The organism is Pseudocolwellia agarivorans, from assembly GCF_002000085.1.
GTDB classification, from domain to species: domain Bacteria; phylum Pseudomonadota; class Gammaproteobacteria; order Enterobacterales; family Alteromonadaceae; genus Pseudocolwellia; species Pseudocolwellia agarivorans.
The window spans coordinates 109,536-126,073 of sequence record NZ_MUZU01000003.1; the positions used below are offsets into that span (position 1 = coordinate 109,536).

General features: G+C 36.5%; 15 protein-coding genes and 1 pseudogene. 7 read left to right on the top strand and 9 right to left on the bottom strand.

The window, feature by feature from the left end; genetic code table 11:
• Positions 1–14: 14 nt before the first annotated feature.
• The gene (locus B0X80_RS06165; protein ID WP_077338974.1) at positions 15–1,124 is read right to left on the bottom strand and encodes an MltA domain-containing protein; all 1,110 of its coding nucleotides are present in this window, start codon (positions 1,122–1,124) and stop codon (positions 15–17) included.
• Between the two features lie 140 nt (positions 1,125–1,264).
• On the opposite strand from B0X80_RS06165, the gene B0X80_RS06170 reads away from it, so the two are divergent.
• The 5 genes from B0X80_RS06170 (at position 1,265) to B0X80_RS06190 (ending at position 9,419) form a co-directional block, all read left to right on the top strand.
• Entirely contained in the window at positions 1,265–1,576 is a 312-nt protein-coding gene (locus B0X80_RS06170; RefSeq protein ID WP_077338975.1) for a BolA family protein, read from the top strand.
• Position 1,577: 1 nt separating this feature from the next.
• Positions 1,578–2,561, top strand: coding sequence for a pyridoxal-phosphate dependent enzyme (locus tag B0X80_RS06175; RefSeq protein ID WP_077338976.1), 984 nt, complete (start codon positions 1,578–1,580; stop codon positions 2,559–2,561).
• Positions 2,562–2,677: 116 nt separating this feature from the next.
• The gene (locus B0X80_RS06180) at positions 2,678–5,206 is read left to right on the top strand and encodes a DUF748 domain-containing protein (RefSeq protein WP_077338977.1); all 2,529 of its coding nucleotides are present in this window, start codon (positions 2,678–2,680) and stop codon (positions 5,204–5,206) included.
• Between the two features lie 465 nt (positions 5,207–5,671).
• Positions 5,672–6,700 (top strand): arginine N-succinyltransferase, encoded by a 1,029-nt coding sequence (locus B0X80_RS06185; protein ID WP_077338978.1) that lies wholly within the window; start codon positions 5,672–5,674, stop codon positions 6,698–6,700.
• Positions 6,701–7,118: 418 nt separating this feature from the next.
• Positions 7,119–9,419: a TonB-dependent receptor gene (locus tag B0X80_RS06190; RefSeq protein WP_077338979.1), complete on the top strand. Its 2,301-nt coding sequence runs from the start codon at positions 7,119–7,121 to the stop codon at positions 9,417–9,419.
• 96 nt (positions 9,420–9,515) lie between these two features.
• Here B0X80_RS06190 and B0X80_RS06195 read toward each other — a convergent pair whose 3' ends face one another.
• The 7 genes and pseudogenes from B0X80_RS06195 to B0X80_RS06215 all read right to left on the bottom strand — a co-directional run bounded on the left by B0X80_RS06195 (position 9,516) and on the right by B0X80_RS06215 (position 13,889).
• Positions 9,516–10,634, bottom strand: coding sequence for a HipA domain-containing protein (locus B0X80_RS06195; RefSeq protein WP_245825404.1), 1,119 nt, complete (start codon positions 10,632–10,634; stop codon positions 9,516–9,518).
• Between the two features lie 15 nt (positions 10,635–10,649).
• A pseudogene (locus tag B0X80_RS20545) lies at positions 10,650–10,769 on the bottom strand (hypothetical protein); the annotation flags it as partial.
• Complete coding sequence (locus B0X80_RS20550) at positions 10,751–10,912, bottom strand: hypothetical protein (protein ID WP_245825405.1); 162 nt, start codon at positions 10,910–10,912, stop codon at positions 10,751–10,753. The pseudogene B0X80_RS20545 and the gene B0X80_RS20550, both read right to left, overlap by 19 nt.
• Entirely contained in the window at positions 10,896–11,213 is a 318-nt protein-coding gene (locus tag B0X80_RS06200) for a helix-turn-helix domain-containing protein (protein WP_077338980.1), read from the bottom strand. Before B0X80_RS06200 ends, B0X80_RS20550 begins: the two co-directional genes overlap by 17 nt.
• 184 nt (positions 11,214–11,397) lie before the next feature.
• Positions 11,398–11,577, bottom strand: coding sequence for a hypothetical protein (locus B0X80_RS06205; RefSeq protein ID WP_077338981.1), 180 nt, complete (start codon positions 11,575–11,577; stop codon positions 11,398–11,400).
• 405 nt (positions 11,578–11,982) lie between these two features.
• Positions 11,983–12,846 carry a YicC/YloC family endoribonuclease gene (locus tag B0X80_RS06210; RefSeq protein ID WP_077338982.1) on the bottom strand — a complete coding sequence of 288 codons (864 nt, stop codon included), beginning with the start codon at positions 12,844–12,846 and terminating at the stop codon, positions 11,983–11,985.
• 83 nt (positions 12,847–12,929) lie between these two features.
• Positions 12,930–13,889: a DM13 domain-containing protein gene (locus tag B0X80_RS06215; protein ID WP_077338983.1), complete on the bottom strand. Its 960-nt coding sequence runs from the start codon at positions 13,887–13,889 to the stop codon at positions 12,930–12,932.
• Between the two features lie 232 nt (positions 13,890–14,121).
• Here B0X80_RS06215 and rph point away from each other — a divergent pair, with 232 nt between their 5' ends.
• Both rph and pyrE read left to right on the top strand, forming a co-directional pair.
• The gene (rph, locus tag B0X80_RS06220) at positions 14,122–14,835 is read left to right on the top strand and encodes a ribonuclease PH (RefSeq protein ID WP_076417697.1); all 714 of its coding nucleotides are present in this window, start codon (positions 14,122–14,124) and stop codon (positions 14,833–14,835) included.
• A gap of 16 nt (positions 14,836–14,851) precedes the next feature.
• Positions 14,852–15,505 (top strand): orotate phosphoribosyltransferase, encoded by a 654-nt coding sequence (pyrE, locus tag B0X80_RS06225; protein WP_077338984.1) that lies wholly within the window; start codon positions 14,852–14,854, stop codon positions 15,503–15,505.
• 70 nt (positions 15,506–15,575) lie between these two features.
• Here the strand turns inward: pyrE and B0X80_RS06230 are convergent, their stop codons facing one another.
• A complete protein-coding gene (locus tag B0X80_RS06230) occupies positions 15,576–16,538 on the bottom strand; it encodes a putative metalloprotease CJM1_0395 family protein (protein WP_077338985.1) in 963 nt (320 codons plus the stop codon).

The window sequence follows — 16,538 nt, forward strand, 5'->3', positions numbered from 1 at the left end:
AAAGCACGCTTTTCTTACTTTCTAATCAATAACCATGCTTGAGCATAATCAGGCATGGTTTTATTAGCCTGATGGTAATCTTCCCAACCTTTATAGCTATCAACCAATAAATCTAACTGAAATAGATTATTGTCAAATGCTCCACCTTGATCCGCTAAAACGCCCATTCTACTTACCTGCTCACCTTCTTGAATAAAGCTCACTAAAAAAAGCTTTCCTAAACCCAACTCTTTAACATTGCCAGCAAAGGTTACATGAGGTTTAACTGCAATTTTACTCGCCAATGTTTTCCCGTACCCCATAATGCTAGGTACCTCAGCAAAGTACCAATAACGCGCTTGCTCTCTTTTACCTATACTATAATCGTAAGCAATGCCATTATTACGATGCACATTAAAATAACGTATTTCGTTATTTACCGTCAGCACACCTGTGCCCTGCAATAACACATCGTGTAACGACTCTTCGCTTATCCATACCAAAGGTTTAGCTAAATTATTTTTTAATAACGCGCCCGCAATAACCTCTTGTCGAGTATATTTAAATCGTGTTAGCGCTTTGTTCTCATCGGCTTGTTCAAGCGAAAGTCCCTTTTCATCATAAGGTAAAGCATACAAAGCTTGATTAAACTCTGCCGTTTTTACGGGACTCGCTGATAATGTTTTAGTGTAGTATTTAGTTAAAAATATCTGATCATTAGGAATGTTATTCAACAACCGCGATTTAACTTCATTATTACTTTTTTGTGCGATAGCTTTCGCTGTTTTAACATCCGGCATCCAGCGATAAAAAGTAAAATGCTGTTTTAAAAACTCAATATTATGTAATCGACTTTGTCTTTTAGCTCTCACATCATCACGATACGTGTCGCAAATAAACGTTAAGGTATCTTTAACTTGCTGTAGTGATATTTTATCTTCAAATACATGCCCTACTTTTACCGCAAAGGTATCTTCAGCATAAGTATTTAAATAGTGTTGTGTATTTTCAGCAACAGCACACAACTGGCTAGCTTTAAAGTTTTTCATTACCCCTAAATCAGGATCTTTAACAATGCTAAAAGTAAACGCGAATGAGGTATGAGAAAATAAAATAACCAATAACAATAAAACTTTATTTAGCATGGAGTGCCCTAAATTAATGAAGTGTTCAATAATAACTAGCATATTAGCGTAAATATAATGGCCTGACTATTTTGCACTCTCTTTGCCCCAACCAAAACAAACTGTCATAATAGCCCCATCATTACTACTGGTTTTAACTTATGACTATTGAAAATACTTTACGCGAAAAACTACAATCTGAATTCTCTCCACTCTTTTTAGAAATTGAAAATGAAAGTCATAATCATGGTGGTAGTTCTACTACAAGTCACTTCAGAGTTGTTATCGTAACCGACGCCTTTGAAGGCTTGCGACTTATTGGCAGACACCGCAAAATAAACGCCTTATTAGCCTATGAACTTGCCAACGAAATACATGCGTTAGCATTACATACGTTTACCCCAAAAGAATGGGAAGAAAAAGAACAAAAAGCAGCGCTATCGCCTGCATGTGCAGGTGGTTCAAAAGCTTAATATGAAAGTCAGTGCTGCTTTATCAAAATCGCCTATTGAAAAAATCAGCCTTGATAACCACAGCATTTATATAAAACGAGACGACTTACTTAACCCACATTTCTCAGGTAATAAAGCGCGTAAATTTGCTTATTACCTTGAGCACAACTCAACAAGCATAACTAAACTCGTTAGCTATGGTTCAATTCAAGCCAACTCTTTATATTCTCTAGCGGCACTAGCCCACTTAAAAGGTTGGCAGCTTGATTATTATGTTAGCCGCATTCCTGATTGGTTAAAGGATTCTACCTTAGGTAATTACGGACAAGCATTAGCTTTAGGCGCAAAAATTATAGTGGTTGATAGCTCCTTACTTACCGACTCAAATAACCTTGATGGCTATATGCATCAGTATGCTGAAACCTTACCTGAAACCTCATTATTTATCCCCGAAGGTGGTCGAAGTTGTCACGCCAGCCTAGGTGTTTATACTTTAGCAAAAGAAATAGCTGACTATTGCAATACTCATAAGCTTTTTGAAAAAGATACTTTTGCAAAAACTAACCAAGCACAAGTTATGTTACCTTCAGGTACAGGCACTACCGCGTTATTTTTACAAACGTGGTTTAAAGAAAACAACCAGCCCATTAAGGTATTAACCTGTGCGTGTGTTGGTGATGATGTCTACCTAAAAAAACAATTCAATCAACTAAATCCTGATCAAACGCAATGGCCAACCATCATTTCTAGCCGCAAAAAATTTCACTTTGGACAGCTCAATAAAAATCACTACTTGTTATGGCAACATCTACTTAAAGAAACCGGTATTGAGTTTGACTTACTTTACGATCCCATAGGTTGGCATTGCTTACTTGATTACTTATCAAATAACTACGCATCAAACAATAACTCAACTATTCCCACCTTTTATATTCATCAAGGTGGTTTAGTGGGTAATCAAACCATGCTCCCCCGTTACCAACGTAAATACCCCGAACTGTTTTAAACAATTTGTTTCCTTTTAACTCTAGTTTTTATTTAAAAGACTAAAGCTATTTAACATCGCCTTTGATAAAATTAACGTTCCCAAGCCCTTTATTCAATCAGCCAAGGATAGCTTTCATGCCATCAAAATCATTACCTCTTTATAAACGCATACTATTTACAATACTTGCTTTTATATTTGCGCTTTACTGTTTAATTTGGGTGCTTTCTTCACCTATTATTAAACATTTTGCGAAAGAGCCTTTGGCTGAATACGGGTTAACACTTTCGTCTGATTCTACAATCAGCTTTAATCCGTTTTTAACACGTATTACCGTTGCTGATTTAGCGCTATTAAAAGACAACAGTCCGGTGTTAAAAGCTGAACAGTTAGCTTTACAACTTGCGCTACACAAAATCCCTTTTGATATCATTAAATTAGAAGAATTCTCTATCAAGGGTGTCGTTGTTAATGTTGAAAAAACTAACGACGATTTATGGGTAGCAGGCGTAAACCTTACCCCTAAAAGTGCCGAGTTAGATCCGCAAACCAAACCTGAAATAGAAGAAGCCACCGAAAAAAATAAAAAAAGCACACCCACAGAACCATCACCTTACCAAGTGCAACTAGATAACTTAGTCTTATCTAATACCACCATCGATATTTTGTTAAACGGTTCACCACATGCTTTCGATATTAAAGAACTACTGATCAGTAATATTAACGCAAGCCAAGCGCAACAATCGGCTAACCTTAAACTCAACGCTTTATTTGATAAGGCAGCTATCAAGCTAACCAGTGAGTTCAATTTACAGAATAATGAAGGCGATATAAGCAGTAAGTTAATAGTAAGTAAGTATTCACTTAACAACATAAAACATTTAATAGAACCTGTTGAATCACTTGACGGTTTGTTTTCATTTTCAAGTAATCAAAACGTAAAAATCACCTCACAAGGTATGGATATTACGGTTAAACAAGCCGAGTTAAGTACTGAAAATGTGATCACAAGTACTAAAGAACAAAACATTAGTTTAGAAAATTTAGTTTATAGCATGAATGATTTTTCAATGAACATTGCTAACAACGAGCTTGAAAAAAATCAGTTAAAAGCTATCACAGGTACAGCCCAACTCACCTTAAAAAATGCTTTAGTTGAAGCTTTGCCAAGTCATAATGAAAAAAGCGAAAACGACAAATCACAACAAATACTATCGTTCGCACAACTTAACGTTAATAACATTACGCCTAAATTATCTGCAGTGTCAGAAAGTGACTTAACATTAGCGCCATCAGTATTTATTGAATCGCTTGATCTAAACCAATTACTTTTTTCTCAAAACACGACAAACGAATTACCACCAGTTGCAACAATTAATAATATTAATATAAGTGATATAGCAGGCTCAGCCGAAGCACTGTCAATCAACGAAATTAATATTGATAGCATCACAAGCCATATTATTTTAAATAAAGAAAAAGCCTTAGCGAACCTTGTTACTTTAACTCCAGCGAAAGAAACAGAAAGTGAAGCAGTTCAGGAAGTTGAGCAAACCGCACAAACGCAAGATACGGCTACAAGCTCTCCTAAAGTACCTGAAACGGCAACGCCTGAAACAACCACTCAAAAGCCGTTTTACATTAGCGTAAACGCTTTCAATATCATTAATAAAAACCAAATCGACTTTATTGATAATAGTGTTAATCCCATTTATAAACGCAGCTTCATGATTGATGAACTTACTATGGGTAAACTTAGCAACTTACAAGAAAGCACAGAAGCTAAAACACCTATAACATTAAAAGGTCGTAGTAACGAATATGCAAACTTCGCCTTTAACGGTTTTATTCAGCCTTTCGCAAAGAAAAAAACCTATCACATTAAAGGTGATTTAAACGAACTATCATTACCTGATGTTTCAACCTACATGAAAGACGCCTTAAAACTTGAATTAAAAAGTGGTCAACTCAATACAAAACTTGATGTTACTTTAATAGATGACGATATAGATGGTGATGTAAGCATTAACATTAATGGTCTTGAAACTGCAGCTGCCAACAACCACGAAACAAATTTAGTAAAAGACCAAGTAGGCATACCGTTTAACGTAGCTTTAGGTATGCTTAAAGACGGTAACGGCGACTTAATACTCGATGTACCACTGTCAGGTAAAACATCTTCACCTTCGTTTGGTATTAGTAGTTTTATTGCGCTTATAACTAAAAAAGCCGTAATGTCAGCAACTCAAGATTACTTAATGACAACCTTTGTTCCTTACGCAAATATAGTATCTGTCGCAATGACGGCCGGAGAGTTTATATTAAAATTACGCTTTGAAGATTTACCTTATGAACCTAAACAAGTCACTCCTAACGAAAAACAGGCTGAATACATAAAACAATTTATTGCCGTAATGAAAGATCAAAAGAACACCCGCGTAAAAATTTGTGCCATCAGCACTCCTTCAGATATTGGTTTACCTGCTAAACACAAATTATCGGAAGCTGATATAAAAGCACTGAAAACAATAGGTGATGAACGTGAAAGAGCGTTCAAAGCGAGCGTAGTACAAGATAAACAAATAGAAACGGGTCGAATATTACTCTGTACACCTCAAATAGATAATAGCGAAGGTGCTATACCTAGAATGGTGATATCAGTTTAATACCCATTTAATCCTGTCACCAATCAAGATATATATTTCAAAATACTCCTTGAATGGTGACGGGTATATTAGAAAAATAAGTATTCTCAATAAAATGAGTACAGAACCTTTAATTAACCTAAAATATCAATAAAACAAAGCTCCAGTATTGTAAGATTTAAAAAACTAATATTTCTACTGAAGTTAAATTATATCCATTTAGCAAGTTGCTAATCCACCCTACAATTATGTTCAATCATCACAACAAATAACCACATTTATTAACTATTTGTTACCTAACTACTCTCTTACAATACCACCATAGATAAATAATTATCCAAGGCTAAATCACTACTCTTTATTCTAATTATTGAATAAAGACCTAGGTGTAGGATTGATATATACCCGTAACCATTCAGATGCTCTGAAATACATATTTTGATTGGTTACGGGTAAGCCCTGTATTCACTAACGTTAGAGGTATTTATGATTGTAATTAGGCCCGTATCACTAAACGATTTAGATAGATTGTTTCAACTTGCACAAAAAGTAGCACCGGGCATGACAACTTTCCCACCTGACCGAGCCGTGCTACTCAATAAAATACATGCTTCTAATAGCGCTTTTTCTATGAATGTTAGTAAAGAAGATGAAAACGCTTACTTAATGGTATTAGAAAACACAGAAACTAAAGAGATAATGGGCACTGCGGGTGTTTATAGCAATATAGGTAAAGAATCACCTTTTTATACTTTTCAAATACTGTCTCGCTATAAACACTCTTTTGAAACAAACAACAAAGTTCCTTCTAAAACACTACACGTAGTTAACGAATTTACTGGCGATACTGAAATAGGTACCTTAATTTTAGATCCTGACTATCGTGGACATGGCTACGGTAAACTTATCGCCAAATGTCGCTACATGCTTATTGCACAATTTAGCGAATTATTCGGATCGCGTCTTATTGCTGAATTACGTGGTTGGTCAGACGAAAAAGCCATATCTCCATTTTGGGAAAGTGTAGGTAAACACTTCTTTGGCGGCATGTCATACGATCATGCTGATTACTTATGCGCAACAACAAACAACCAGTTTATTGCCGATCTAATGCCGGAATACCCAATTTATATTGACCTGTTACCGCAAGACGCTAAAGCCGTTATTGGAAAACCACATAATCAAGGAAAGCCCGCTTTACAAATGTTACTCAACGAAGGTTTTAGGTATGAAAATTTTGTAGATATTTTTGATGCAGGCCCAACAGTACATGCCTACATAGAAAATGTAGACACCATAAAAAATAGCAAAATAGTAACCGTTGCTGAGTTTACCGAAAGCGAAGAAGCATCAACACATTGTTTAGTATGCAACACAGCAATAGACAACTTTAAAGTAACTTATATTCCTGTACATATATTACTTAATGGTACGGTGGCTATTAGCGCAAAAGCTGCTGAAGTTTTATCAGTTAACCTACAAGACAACATCCGTATTTACCCACTCAGTCATTAATATATTTACTCCAACTTATGAAGTCTGCAATACACTTGAATGGCAGACTTCATAACTTAATCCTCTCATAGATTAAAAGACCTGATCTTAGCATCATGCCTACCACATAAATAAATACCATTAAGTAAAAAAATTACATCATCACCACTTTTTTAAATCTATGTCTATACTCAGAATAACTGGCTGCACTAACCTCGCTGTGAATGCTTTATTTCAACCAGTAAACACCGTCAATTTATGAGTGGAATAGGTACTAACATCTTCTGTATACAGATACGGTAAGTTACGTACGAAATTTTGACATTTATCAATTACATTAAACTTTTACAGTATTAGTTGATTGTATACAGTGTTAGATTGATTAAAAAAACAACCACCACAATTTGTACGTACAAATTAAACATGAAAAGGTAGACCTATGAATTTTATAAGAAAAAGACTGGCTACAGGGATAAGTTTAGCGTTATTAACAACGGTTCATTGCGTAAGTGCTGAAGAAATTTCTTCGGAAGAGTCAGCAACAGAGCAAATAGAAAAAATTACCGTAACCGGTCGAAAAAAAGAAGAATTTCTACAAGACACACCCCTTTCAATCTCTGCATTTTCTGCCTCCGACATAGCCGACTCAGGATTAAGTGATGCTCGCGACATTGCTGACTTAACACCAGGGCTACAAATAAGTGGTGACTTTGGCCGAAATTCAGAGCGACCGGTAATACGTGGTATTTCAAACTTAAGACCTGAAACACCTCAACCTGTTGGTTTATTTATCGATGGCGTATTCATACGTACTGGTATTATTTCATCTATTTTAGACAACGTGCAACGAGTAGAAGTACTTAAAGGCCCTCAATCTGCCTTATACGGTCGTTCCACTTACGGTGGTGTTATTAACTACATTACTAAAACACCAAGCGATGAATTTAGCGGTAATTTTACCGGCAGTGTTGGCCAACATGGTCATCAAGATATTAGTGGTAATATTTCAGGCCCGCTATCAGAAAACGTAAAAGGTTCTTTTGGTGGTCGTATTTATAGCTACGACGGTGAATATGAAAACAGAAGTGAAAAAACAGCAGGCGCAAGAGATGTAGGCGAAGAAAGTACAACAGCCCTGCATGGCTCATTAAATATTCTAGCAAGCGACGACCTTGAACTAAACATTAGAGCTTTTTATTCAAAAGACGAAGACGGACAATTTGCAGGGTACCTATACGACTCAACTTATAATAATAGTGTTCCAGCAGGAGGAACAGCTTGTCCTAATGTTATTCGCTCATTTTTTTGTGGCGAAGTATCAGTACCTGATTTCACGAATATTGCCACCTCAATTGATAAAGGTGAAAACACAACAACCTTCTTCGGTGGTAGACCAGCACAATGGGATTTCAGAGCAGGCTTAGATCGCGAAGTTAAACGTATCACCGGTGATGCAACTTACGCATTATCAGATAACTTTGACGCACAATGGTTATGGGGATATACCTCAGAAGAAACAGAAATAGTAACCAACCAATCATACTCCGATGTATTTGTAAGCAACCCTTTTGGTTCATTTCCTGCCGATTGGACCTCACAAGATATATCAGAACGTGACTACTTTTCACATGAACTTAGAATTTACGGTGATATTACCGACAACTTAAGCGTTTTAGGTGGAGTATTCTTTTATAACGAACAGTTAGAAACCATCGACCGAGAACTTACCGCACCCGACTTAGAATTTGACGGCTCAACAGAAAACGAAGAAATTAAACTGTTTGGTTTAGCTGAATATAAATTTACTGACGACTTTAGCATTACTGCAGAAGTAGGTATTTATAAAGAAGATGTAAATACATTAACAGCTACCGCAGGACCTGATGGCGAAAAACTAACAGAAACCTTTGACGGCGCAGACTTTCGTTTAACGGCTGCATACCATGTTAGCGAAGACCTATTTGTATATGGTAACGTTGCTCGCGGACACAAAGCAGGTGGATTCAACGCAGGAATAGATCAAAACAACCCTGACGAAGCCCCACTATTAAGCTTTGATGAAGAAGTTGTTATTCAATATGAAGCCGGAATGAAATACTCGTTCGAAAAAGGTATTTTCAACTTAGCATTATACGCGCTTGACTTAAGCGACCAACAACTAAGCCAAGTAGTCGTATTACGCCAAGGGCAACCTGACCAAGTACAAGTCACTGTAGTACAAAATATTGGTGAGTCTGAAATTAGAGGGCTTGAAGCTTCATTTTCTTATTACCTAACAGATAGTCTCACTTTAAGTGCCTCTTATGCATTAGCAGATACAGAAATTACTGAAGGAACCGACGTAGATCAAGGCACCACTTTGGGTGATGAAAGCTTAGTAGGCTTTGAAATTCCAAGAGTATCTAAAAATACCGGTGTAGTGAGTGCCGCTTATAACGCACCTATTTCTGACAGCTGGAACTTTAAAGCCAAATTAGACGGTATTTATGCATCGTCTCGTTACGCACAAGTACATAACCTACAAGAAACCGGCGACAGCTTTAAAGTTAACTTAAGAGCAGGAGTTGAAAACGACAGCTACGAAGTAACCCTTTGGGCGAAAAACCTACTTGATGACGATACCGCAGGTAACATTTTCCGCTACGTTGATCCGGGCGACTTCCGCTTCTTTTCTAGAGCTCACATGGTATTTTTACCAAGAGGAAGACAAGTGGGTTTAACCGCCAAAGTTAAATTCTAGAAAAATAAAGCATTAAAAAAGGCACTTATAATAGTTAACTATTGTAAGTGCCTTTTTTTGTTTTTGAGAGATAATTATTCGATATTCTAAAGTTAATTATTCAAAAAATTCCTTCATAGAAGGTAACTCTTCAATTTCTTTATTTATCTCTTCAGCGGCTTCATTGATAATTTCAATACATAAATCGATATGCTCTATTTCTACTACTGATAAGCCTTGTTCTAATGCCTTACCTTTCGCTATGTTTACTCCGTTGCGTACTGACTTTACCACTTGGCTCATCAGTAATTGCATGCGAGATAATGATATTTTAAACTCATCAGCAAAGTCGGCTAACATATACGCTGAAATGGGAGAGTTAAAGTTACCTGCAGTTCCAGTATCACACTCTCCAATTGACATCGCATAGTGTTGTGGGATCCCGATGTTTTGAGCATGTCTGACGCCGATTTTTGACTTTTCTATTTCTCGAATAATCGCCTCTATATTCACAAGATCATAAAAAGGTGCTAGCTCTAATCCTTGCTTACCTACAAAAAAACTTATGTTTTTACCATGTGCATCATAGTTACGTACTAAAATATTAAACGTCATCCAACGAACAAGTTGGGCCTGATAAGCTGTAGAGTTAGTGGTTTCAACTGCAAATAATTTTGGGAACGAAGCACCATCCCGAATATAAATACCATCCCCTTCATCACCATATTGACGCTCATATTTATAAGATGGAGGAAGGTTAGTCGCTTGGCAGCCATCAATAACATGTCGGCGTAATACTCTGTTTCCTTCAGGCACAACACGTCTATCAAAACGCTCAATAACAAAGGCTCTCACACCACCATATGTACGCAGTTCAACAGAAGGGACATTAATGCCAGCCTCTCCAGCAAGTAACATGGTGAATAGTTCATTTACCGCAATGAATGGTGCTTTACCTGTTTCAAACTTAACAATTTTGTTAGAGCATAATTCGCCTTCACCAAAACCAAGCTTTCCGTCTATTTCCAATAAATTAAGTTTATCTTGAACACCAGCAACCGATAGTCGAGTTCTACCATCCCAATAGGTAATTGATTCACCAACATCTTTAAAACGAATAAGTTTTTCATTTAACTCCTCTACCGTAACTTCTCGAAAAGTAGTTTCTTTGACATCACTCTCTGGACCTCTGAAAGAAAGTGCACCAGAGGTTTCCTCGCCAATTATTTTGATCAATCCAAATGTATTATTTTTAGAAATAATAGTATTACTGGTGATTTCTTCAAACCCTTTACCTTCAGGTAATAAGTTTTGTAAATAATTTCTAACGGCTCGATGATCAAAGTTACCATCTACTGGAAGGTAAGGGATATTGCAAAGCCTTCTTCAACCCATTCAGGTTCATAAGTTAATGATATATCAGTGTCTGAGCCCACAGGAATACTAATTGTAGCAATTTTTTTATGAAGCCCTATAAACACATACAAATTATTTACATTAGTACCAATCGTCATCACTCACTCCAATTGTACTTTTATTTTTGATGAGTTCATCGGAGATAATACTGAATGACAAACCAAGATATTCCATCACTTTAAGTATATTGACGAGTTTAACGTTGATATCACCCTTTTCAATTTTTATCAAAGTAGGCTTTGAGAGTGAAAGAGCTTCAGATACATCAACCAATGTCAGCTTCATACCTGTGCGCTTAGCTGTAATCGCGTCAGCTAATTGTTCAGGTGAAAAATTTTTTGTTAAATCTGGCATGTTAGTACTTTTAACGACTCGACCTAATGTTTTCTTTACTGACATAGAACACCATAAGTTAACTTTAGATTACTTTTAAATACAAATTAATCAAAAAAAAACCAAAAGTCAACAGTGGTTGACTTTTGGTATGGATATGCTGATTTAAGACCTATAAGTAAACTATATTTAGCTTTTGATTAACTAAACTATTTGAACATACCTAAAGTAAATCATTATTTACTTTAGGTTACTTTATATCTATTCCGTAACTGGAAATTTTGCCATTGGAAGAATCAATTTCGCTACGAGCATATTCCCAAGAGTAAGTAGAGCTATCAAACTGAGCGACTAATTCATTTTGAACAAAATTTTCTGCGATATACCCTTTATAGTTAAAACGTTGATTTCGCTGTTTATCTTGATCCATCTAATAAAACAGGTTTTCTTGAATTTTGATTTTTCCAAGTGGCAGCTTATTTAACACTAATCGTTTCATTTTCATTCTCAATTCATCACTTAAAGAAAATACACTTTTATGCGCATAAAAAGTAAAATCAGTACACTTTATTGCGCATAAAAATGATGCATGAGAACTTTTATAAGTACAAATTAAAACTCCCCCTATAAAATTAGCAACTGAACTGAGAAATTAATCAACCATAAAATGCTTAGGATAAACAAATAGAACTATCAAAAAAAACAATAAAAAAAACACTTATCTGTACACTAAAAAATGCAATATCACGCAACATAAAATTTACTATGTTATTAACAAAAGACATAAGACACTAATAAATAACAATTTAAAACACCAATCCGACTCTACACAACACTATTCTATATTCTGAATTTGCTCTCTCATTTGCTCAATCAACACCTTCAATTCAACAGCTGAATTGGTAATGTCTGAGTTGATAGATTTAGAACCTAAGGTATTAGCTTCGCGATTAAACTCTTGCATCATAAAGTCTAAACGACGACCTTGAGCGCCACCCTTTTTAAGGATACTTTTGGTTTCTTTTACGTGGCTGTATAGGCGATCTATTTCTTCGTCTACATCCATTTTTTGTGCAAGCAGTACAAGTTCTTGTTCTACTCGGGTAGATTCTAGTTCTATTTTAGCGCTGGTAAATTTGTCGATTATGCGATTGCGTTGCCATTCAATAATTTCAGGCATGAAGGTTTTAACTTTTTCAGCTTCAGCCGTTATTCCATCTAAGCGCTGTTCAATAAGCACTTTCATGTTTTCGCCTTCACTTGCTCTTGCCGCAATAAAGTCGGTAAGCGCTTGATCAAAACCTGCGAGTATTTCCGTTTGAATTTTACTCATGTCAGCTTCTTCAGCTTCCATTACACCTGGCCAGCGCATTATATCAACAGGGTTAAGTTGGCTATTTAGCGTTTGTTCGTTAACCCAGCCAGCATGTTCAATTAATTGCAGGGCAAGGTCTTTGTTTAATGTTAGGTTGTTTTTTTCTGATGCGTTGGCGTTAAAGCGCAGGTTACATTCAACTTTTCCGCGATTAAGCTGTTTTCTAAAACGTTCTCTTAATACGGGTTCAATACTACGAAATTGCTCGGGCAGTCTAAAGTACGTTTCTAAGAATCGTTGATTTACGCTACGAATTTCCCAAACGGCGTTGCCCCAATCACCTTTTACTTCTACGCGTGAAAATGCGGTCATGCTGTGGATCATAATTTAACCTAATAAAGTATTTTGTATAATTATGCCCGAACAAGGTAGATGCTGCTAGTATCTACCTTGTTAATGTACCGTATTTACGGCGCTTGAAATTGTAAATCACCAAAGTTAGCGTTGAAGTCAATACACCACACGCTAAGGTATTCAAGATCATCTAATGTTTTATTGTTAGGTAATTTTAATGTGATACTTTCATTTTCATATGCAACACTGTCATCTCGTAAAATTCCACCGATTGTAAACGCATTATCTGATAAAAAGTTGCTACTTGTATCACCATAAAAGTACACAATAGGAGCACTGGCATCATAATTAAAGTTTTCAATTTGCAAAGTACAATTATCAAGAATAGTTACAGTGCCTGAAACATTGTGAGCAAAGGTGCTAAAAGTACCTGTGTAACCTACTTTTGCGTGGTCGTTACCACAGCCAGATGGCGTTGGCTTATTTAACATTAATGTATTACTAAAGTGCAGTACGGCGCTTTCTGCACTTATTAAACTATTGTTGATACCTGTGTATGAGGCTAACGCTGCATCAATCAAAGAGGTAAAATTGTTATCTGTAAAATTTACTGTTACATTTTCAGCTAATGTATGTGCTAACTCAATAATTTTAATACCATTTTCAGGCATACCATCTTCATCTAACGATTGCAGTAATCTCAGCATGTTTACTACACCTTGATCAGACAAGTCTTGAGTATTAAATATATCTAAAGGTGTTAATTGTGCTTTTACTGCAACGGGCGGAAAGCTAATACCACCAATAGAGAAAGTAACCATTTCACCAAGTTGATAAATAAACTCGCCTTTGTCGTTAGTTCTTCCTTCTTGAGTTTCTGTTTTGTATGTTAACCCTTCTACGGCGGAATCAATAAAAACTCCCGTATAAGTGGTAGGCGCTGGTGGAGGTGTTACAACAGGTGGTTTTGCTGGGGGAGGCGTTGGGGTAGCACTAGGAGCCGAATCTCCCCCGCCGCCACAGGCGGAAACAACTAAGCCAATAACAATAGATGGTATTAATTTATTTTTCATAACAGACTCAATTTATAGGATTATATGAGTAAATTGTGAACTATTAAAATCGTTAAGTCTTAACAAAAGTATCACAATTTAGTGTTAATTTTGCCTTAAAAAAATTAAACACCTCAATATCATCTACATGAAAATTTAACGCTATATTTTAAAATACTTAACCGTCATTATGTCAAAATTCTGATTGAACGATTATAATGCCCAGCAATTATTTAATGTTAGGAATTTAAACATGCGTCCAAGCGGCAGAACTCTAGGGCAAATTCGTCCTGTTACCATTACTCGTCAATTTACTACTCATGCTGAAGGCTCAGTGTTAATTGAGTTTGGCGATACTAAAGTTATTTGTACTGCCTCAGTTGAAGTAGGTGTTCCTCGCTTTTTAAAAGGCCAAGGTAAAGGTTGGGTTACTGCAGAATACGGCATGTTACCTCGTTCAACGCATACACGTATGAGAAGGGAAGCTGCAAACGGTAAGCAAAGTGGTCGCACGTTAGAAATTTCTCGCTTAATCGCTCGTTCATTACGCGCAGCGATTGATTTAAAAGCCTTAGGTGAAAATACAATTAGTATTGACTGTGATGTTATTCAGGCTGATGGTGGTACACGTACGGCATCAATTACAGGTGCTTGTGTGGCATTAGTTGATGCCCTTAACTACATGCGCGCTAAAGACATTATTAAAACAAATCCGTTAAAACATATGATTGCCGCTGTATCAGTTGGTATTTATAAAGGCGAAGCTGTAGCCGATTTAGATTACCCAGAAGATTCAGCCGCTGAAACGGATTTAAATGTGGTAATGACAGATACAGGTAAGCTAATTGAAGTACAAGGTACTGCAGAAGAAGAGCCGTTTAGCTTTGATGAGTTACAAGAAATGCTAGCACTTGCTAAAGCAGGCATTAACGAATTATTTGACGCACAAAAAGCCGCTTTAAATTAATTAGGACACGATATTCATGAAAAACTATCAACGCGAATTTATCGAATTTGCTTTAGCTAAAAATGTATTACGCTTTGGTGAATTTACTTTAAAGTCTGGCCGTACTAGCCCTTATTTTTTTAATGCCGGTTTGTTTAACACAGGTGGCGATTTAGCTAAACTAGGTCGTTATTATGCTTCGGCATTAACTGATTCAACCATTGAGTTTGATTTACTCTTTGGCCCTGCTTACAAAGGTATTCCTATTGCGACAACTACAGCAGTAGCATTAGCCGATCATCATAATATGGACTTACCTTATTGTTTTAACCGTAAAGAAGCTAAAACACATGGCGAAGGCGGCTCTTTAGTGGGTTCTCCACTTGAAGGTAAAATAATGTTAGTTGATGATGTAATTACGGCAGGTACCGCTATTCGTGAATCAATGGAAATTATTAAAGATCATGGCGCTGAATTATCAGGTGTACTTATTGCGTTAGACCGCCAAGAAAAAGGCCAAGGTGAGTTATCTGCTATTCAAGAAGTTGAACGAGACTTTGGTACAAAGGTAATCTCTATTGTAACGTTAGCCGATTTAATTAGTTATTTAGAAGAAAAAGTCGACCAAGACCCAAGCCTAATCGATAGTTTAAATAGTATTAAGCTATACAGAGAAAACTACGGTATTTAGCTTTTTATAACTAACCGGAACTTCTAATAAGAAACCCGCTAAATAGCGGGTTTCTTTTTATAAATAATAACTAAGCAGTTAATTCGAATTGATACGAACTTTGTTTCTCGTAAGCTTGCGTTATTCCTGAATAAAACCCTTCAATGCGTTGAGACCTTGCTTTTACGTCATTAGAAATTGACGGAGCTATTTCCTCTTGTGCTTTTAATGTTTGATTTATTTGCTCGTCAAACGACTTGCTTTGTACATTAGTGCTTTTTTCTTTATTAAACACTTCGCTAGCATCGTTATAAGGAGCCGATACACTTGCTTGATTTTCACTTTCAGAAAACTCTAAACCTAAAGCAATTAAATCGCTTTGCGCTTGAGTAATTAACTCTGCGGCTTTCGCTGCGACTTTAGTATCTTGAACCGAAGGATTTGCTGGCGCTAAAGCTGCTGCATGTACCTTCTGCATTTTAGCTATAGTCGCTTGAGGATTTCCCTCAACGGGAGATAAATCAACAGACACTTCACCGTTTACAGCATATTTTTTACCATCAGGTCCTACTTGAAATTCATACGACGGTGCACCAGTAGATGCTCCACCAACAGAAGCATGAGCGAGCTCGTGCGAACGTACTTCTTGATCACGTTGTTTAAGTTGCTGAATTTCTTTTTCGTGCTGAAATGCCTCTAAATTATTAGGCTCAGGAGATGTGTTTTCTGCACTTTCACCTTCTGTATTCTTTTTATCACTTTCTTGAGCACCTTGCTGATGCTCATTATTTTCTTGATGTTCTTGTTCTGCATTACCATTTATTTGGCTAGCATTTTTTTCAGCTGATTTTTGTAATTCAGCAAAATTAAATTGGTCACCCGTTTGACCTGAGGCTTTTTCTTTCTCTGCTGTACTTTTTTCTGCCGGTGATCCACTCGTTGCTGTAGGGGCAGTAATGATAGGTCGCTGAACATTTTCACGGCGCAAGTTATCTGTTGGCGGATTAACCGCTGTAGCAACAGGTAAGTTTTGAATATGCGGCGTAATGTTCAT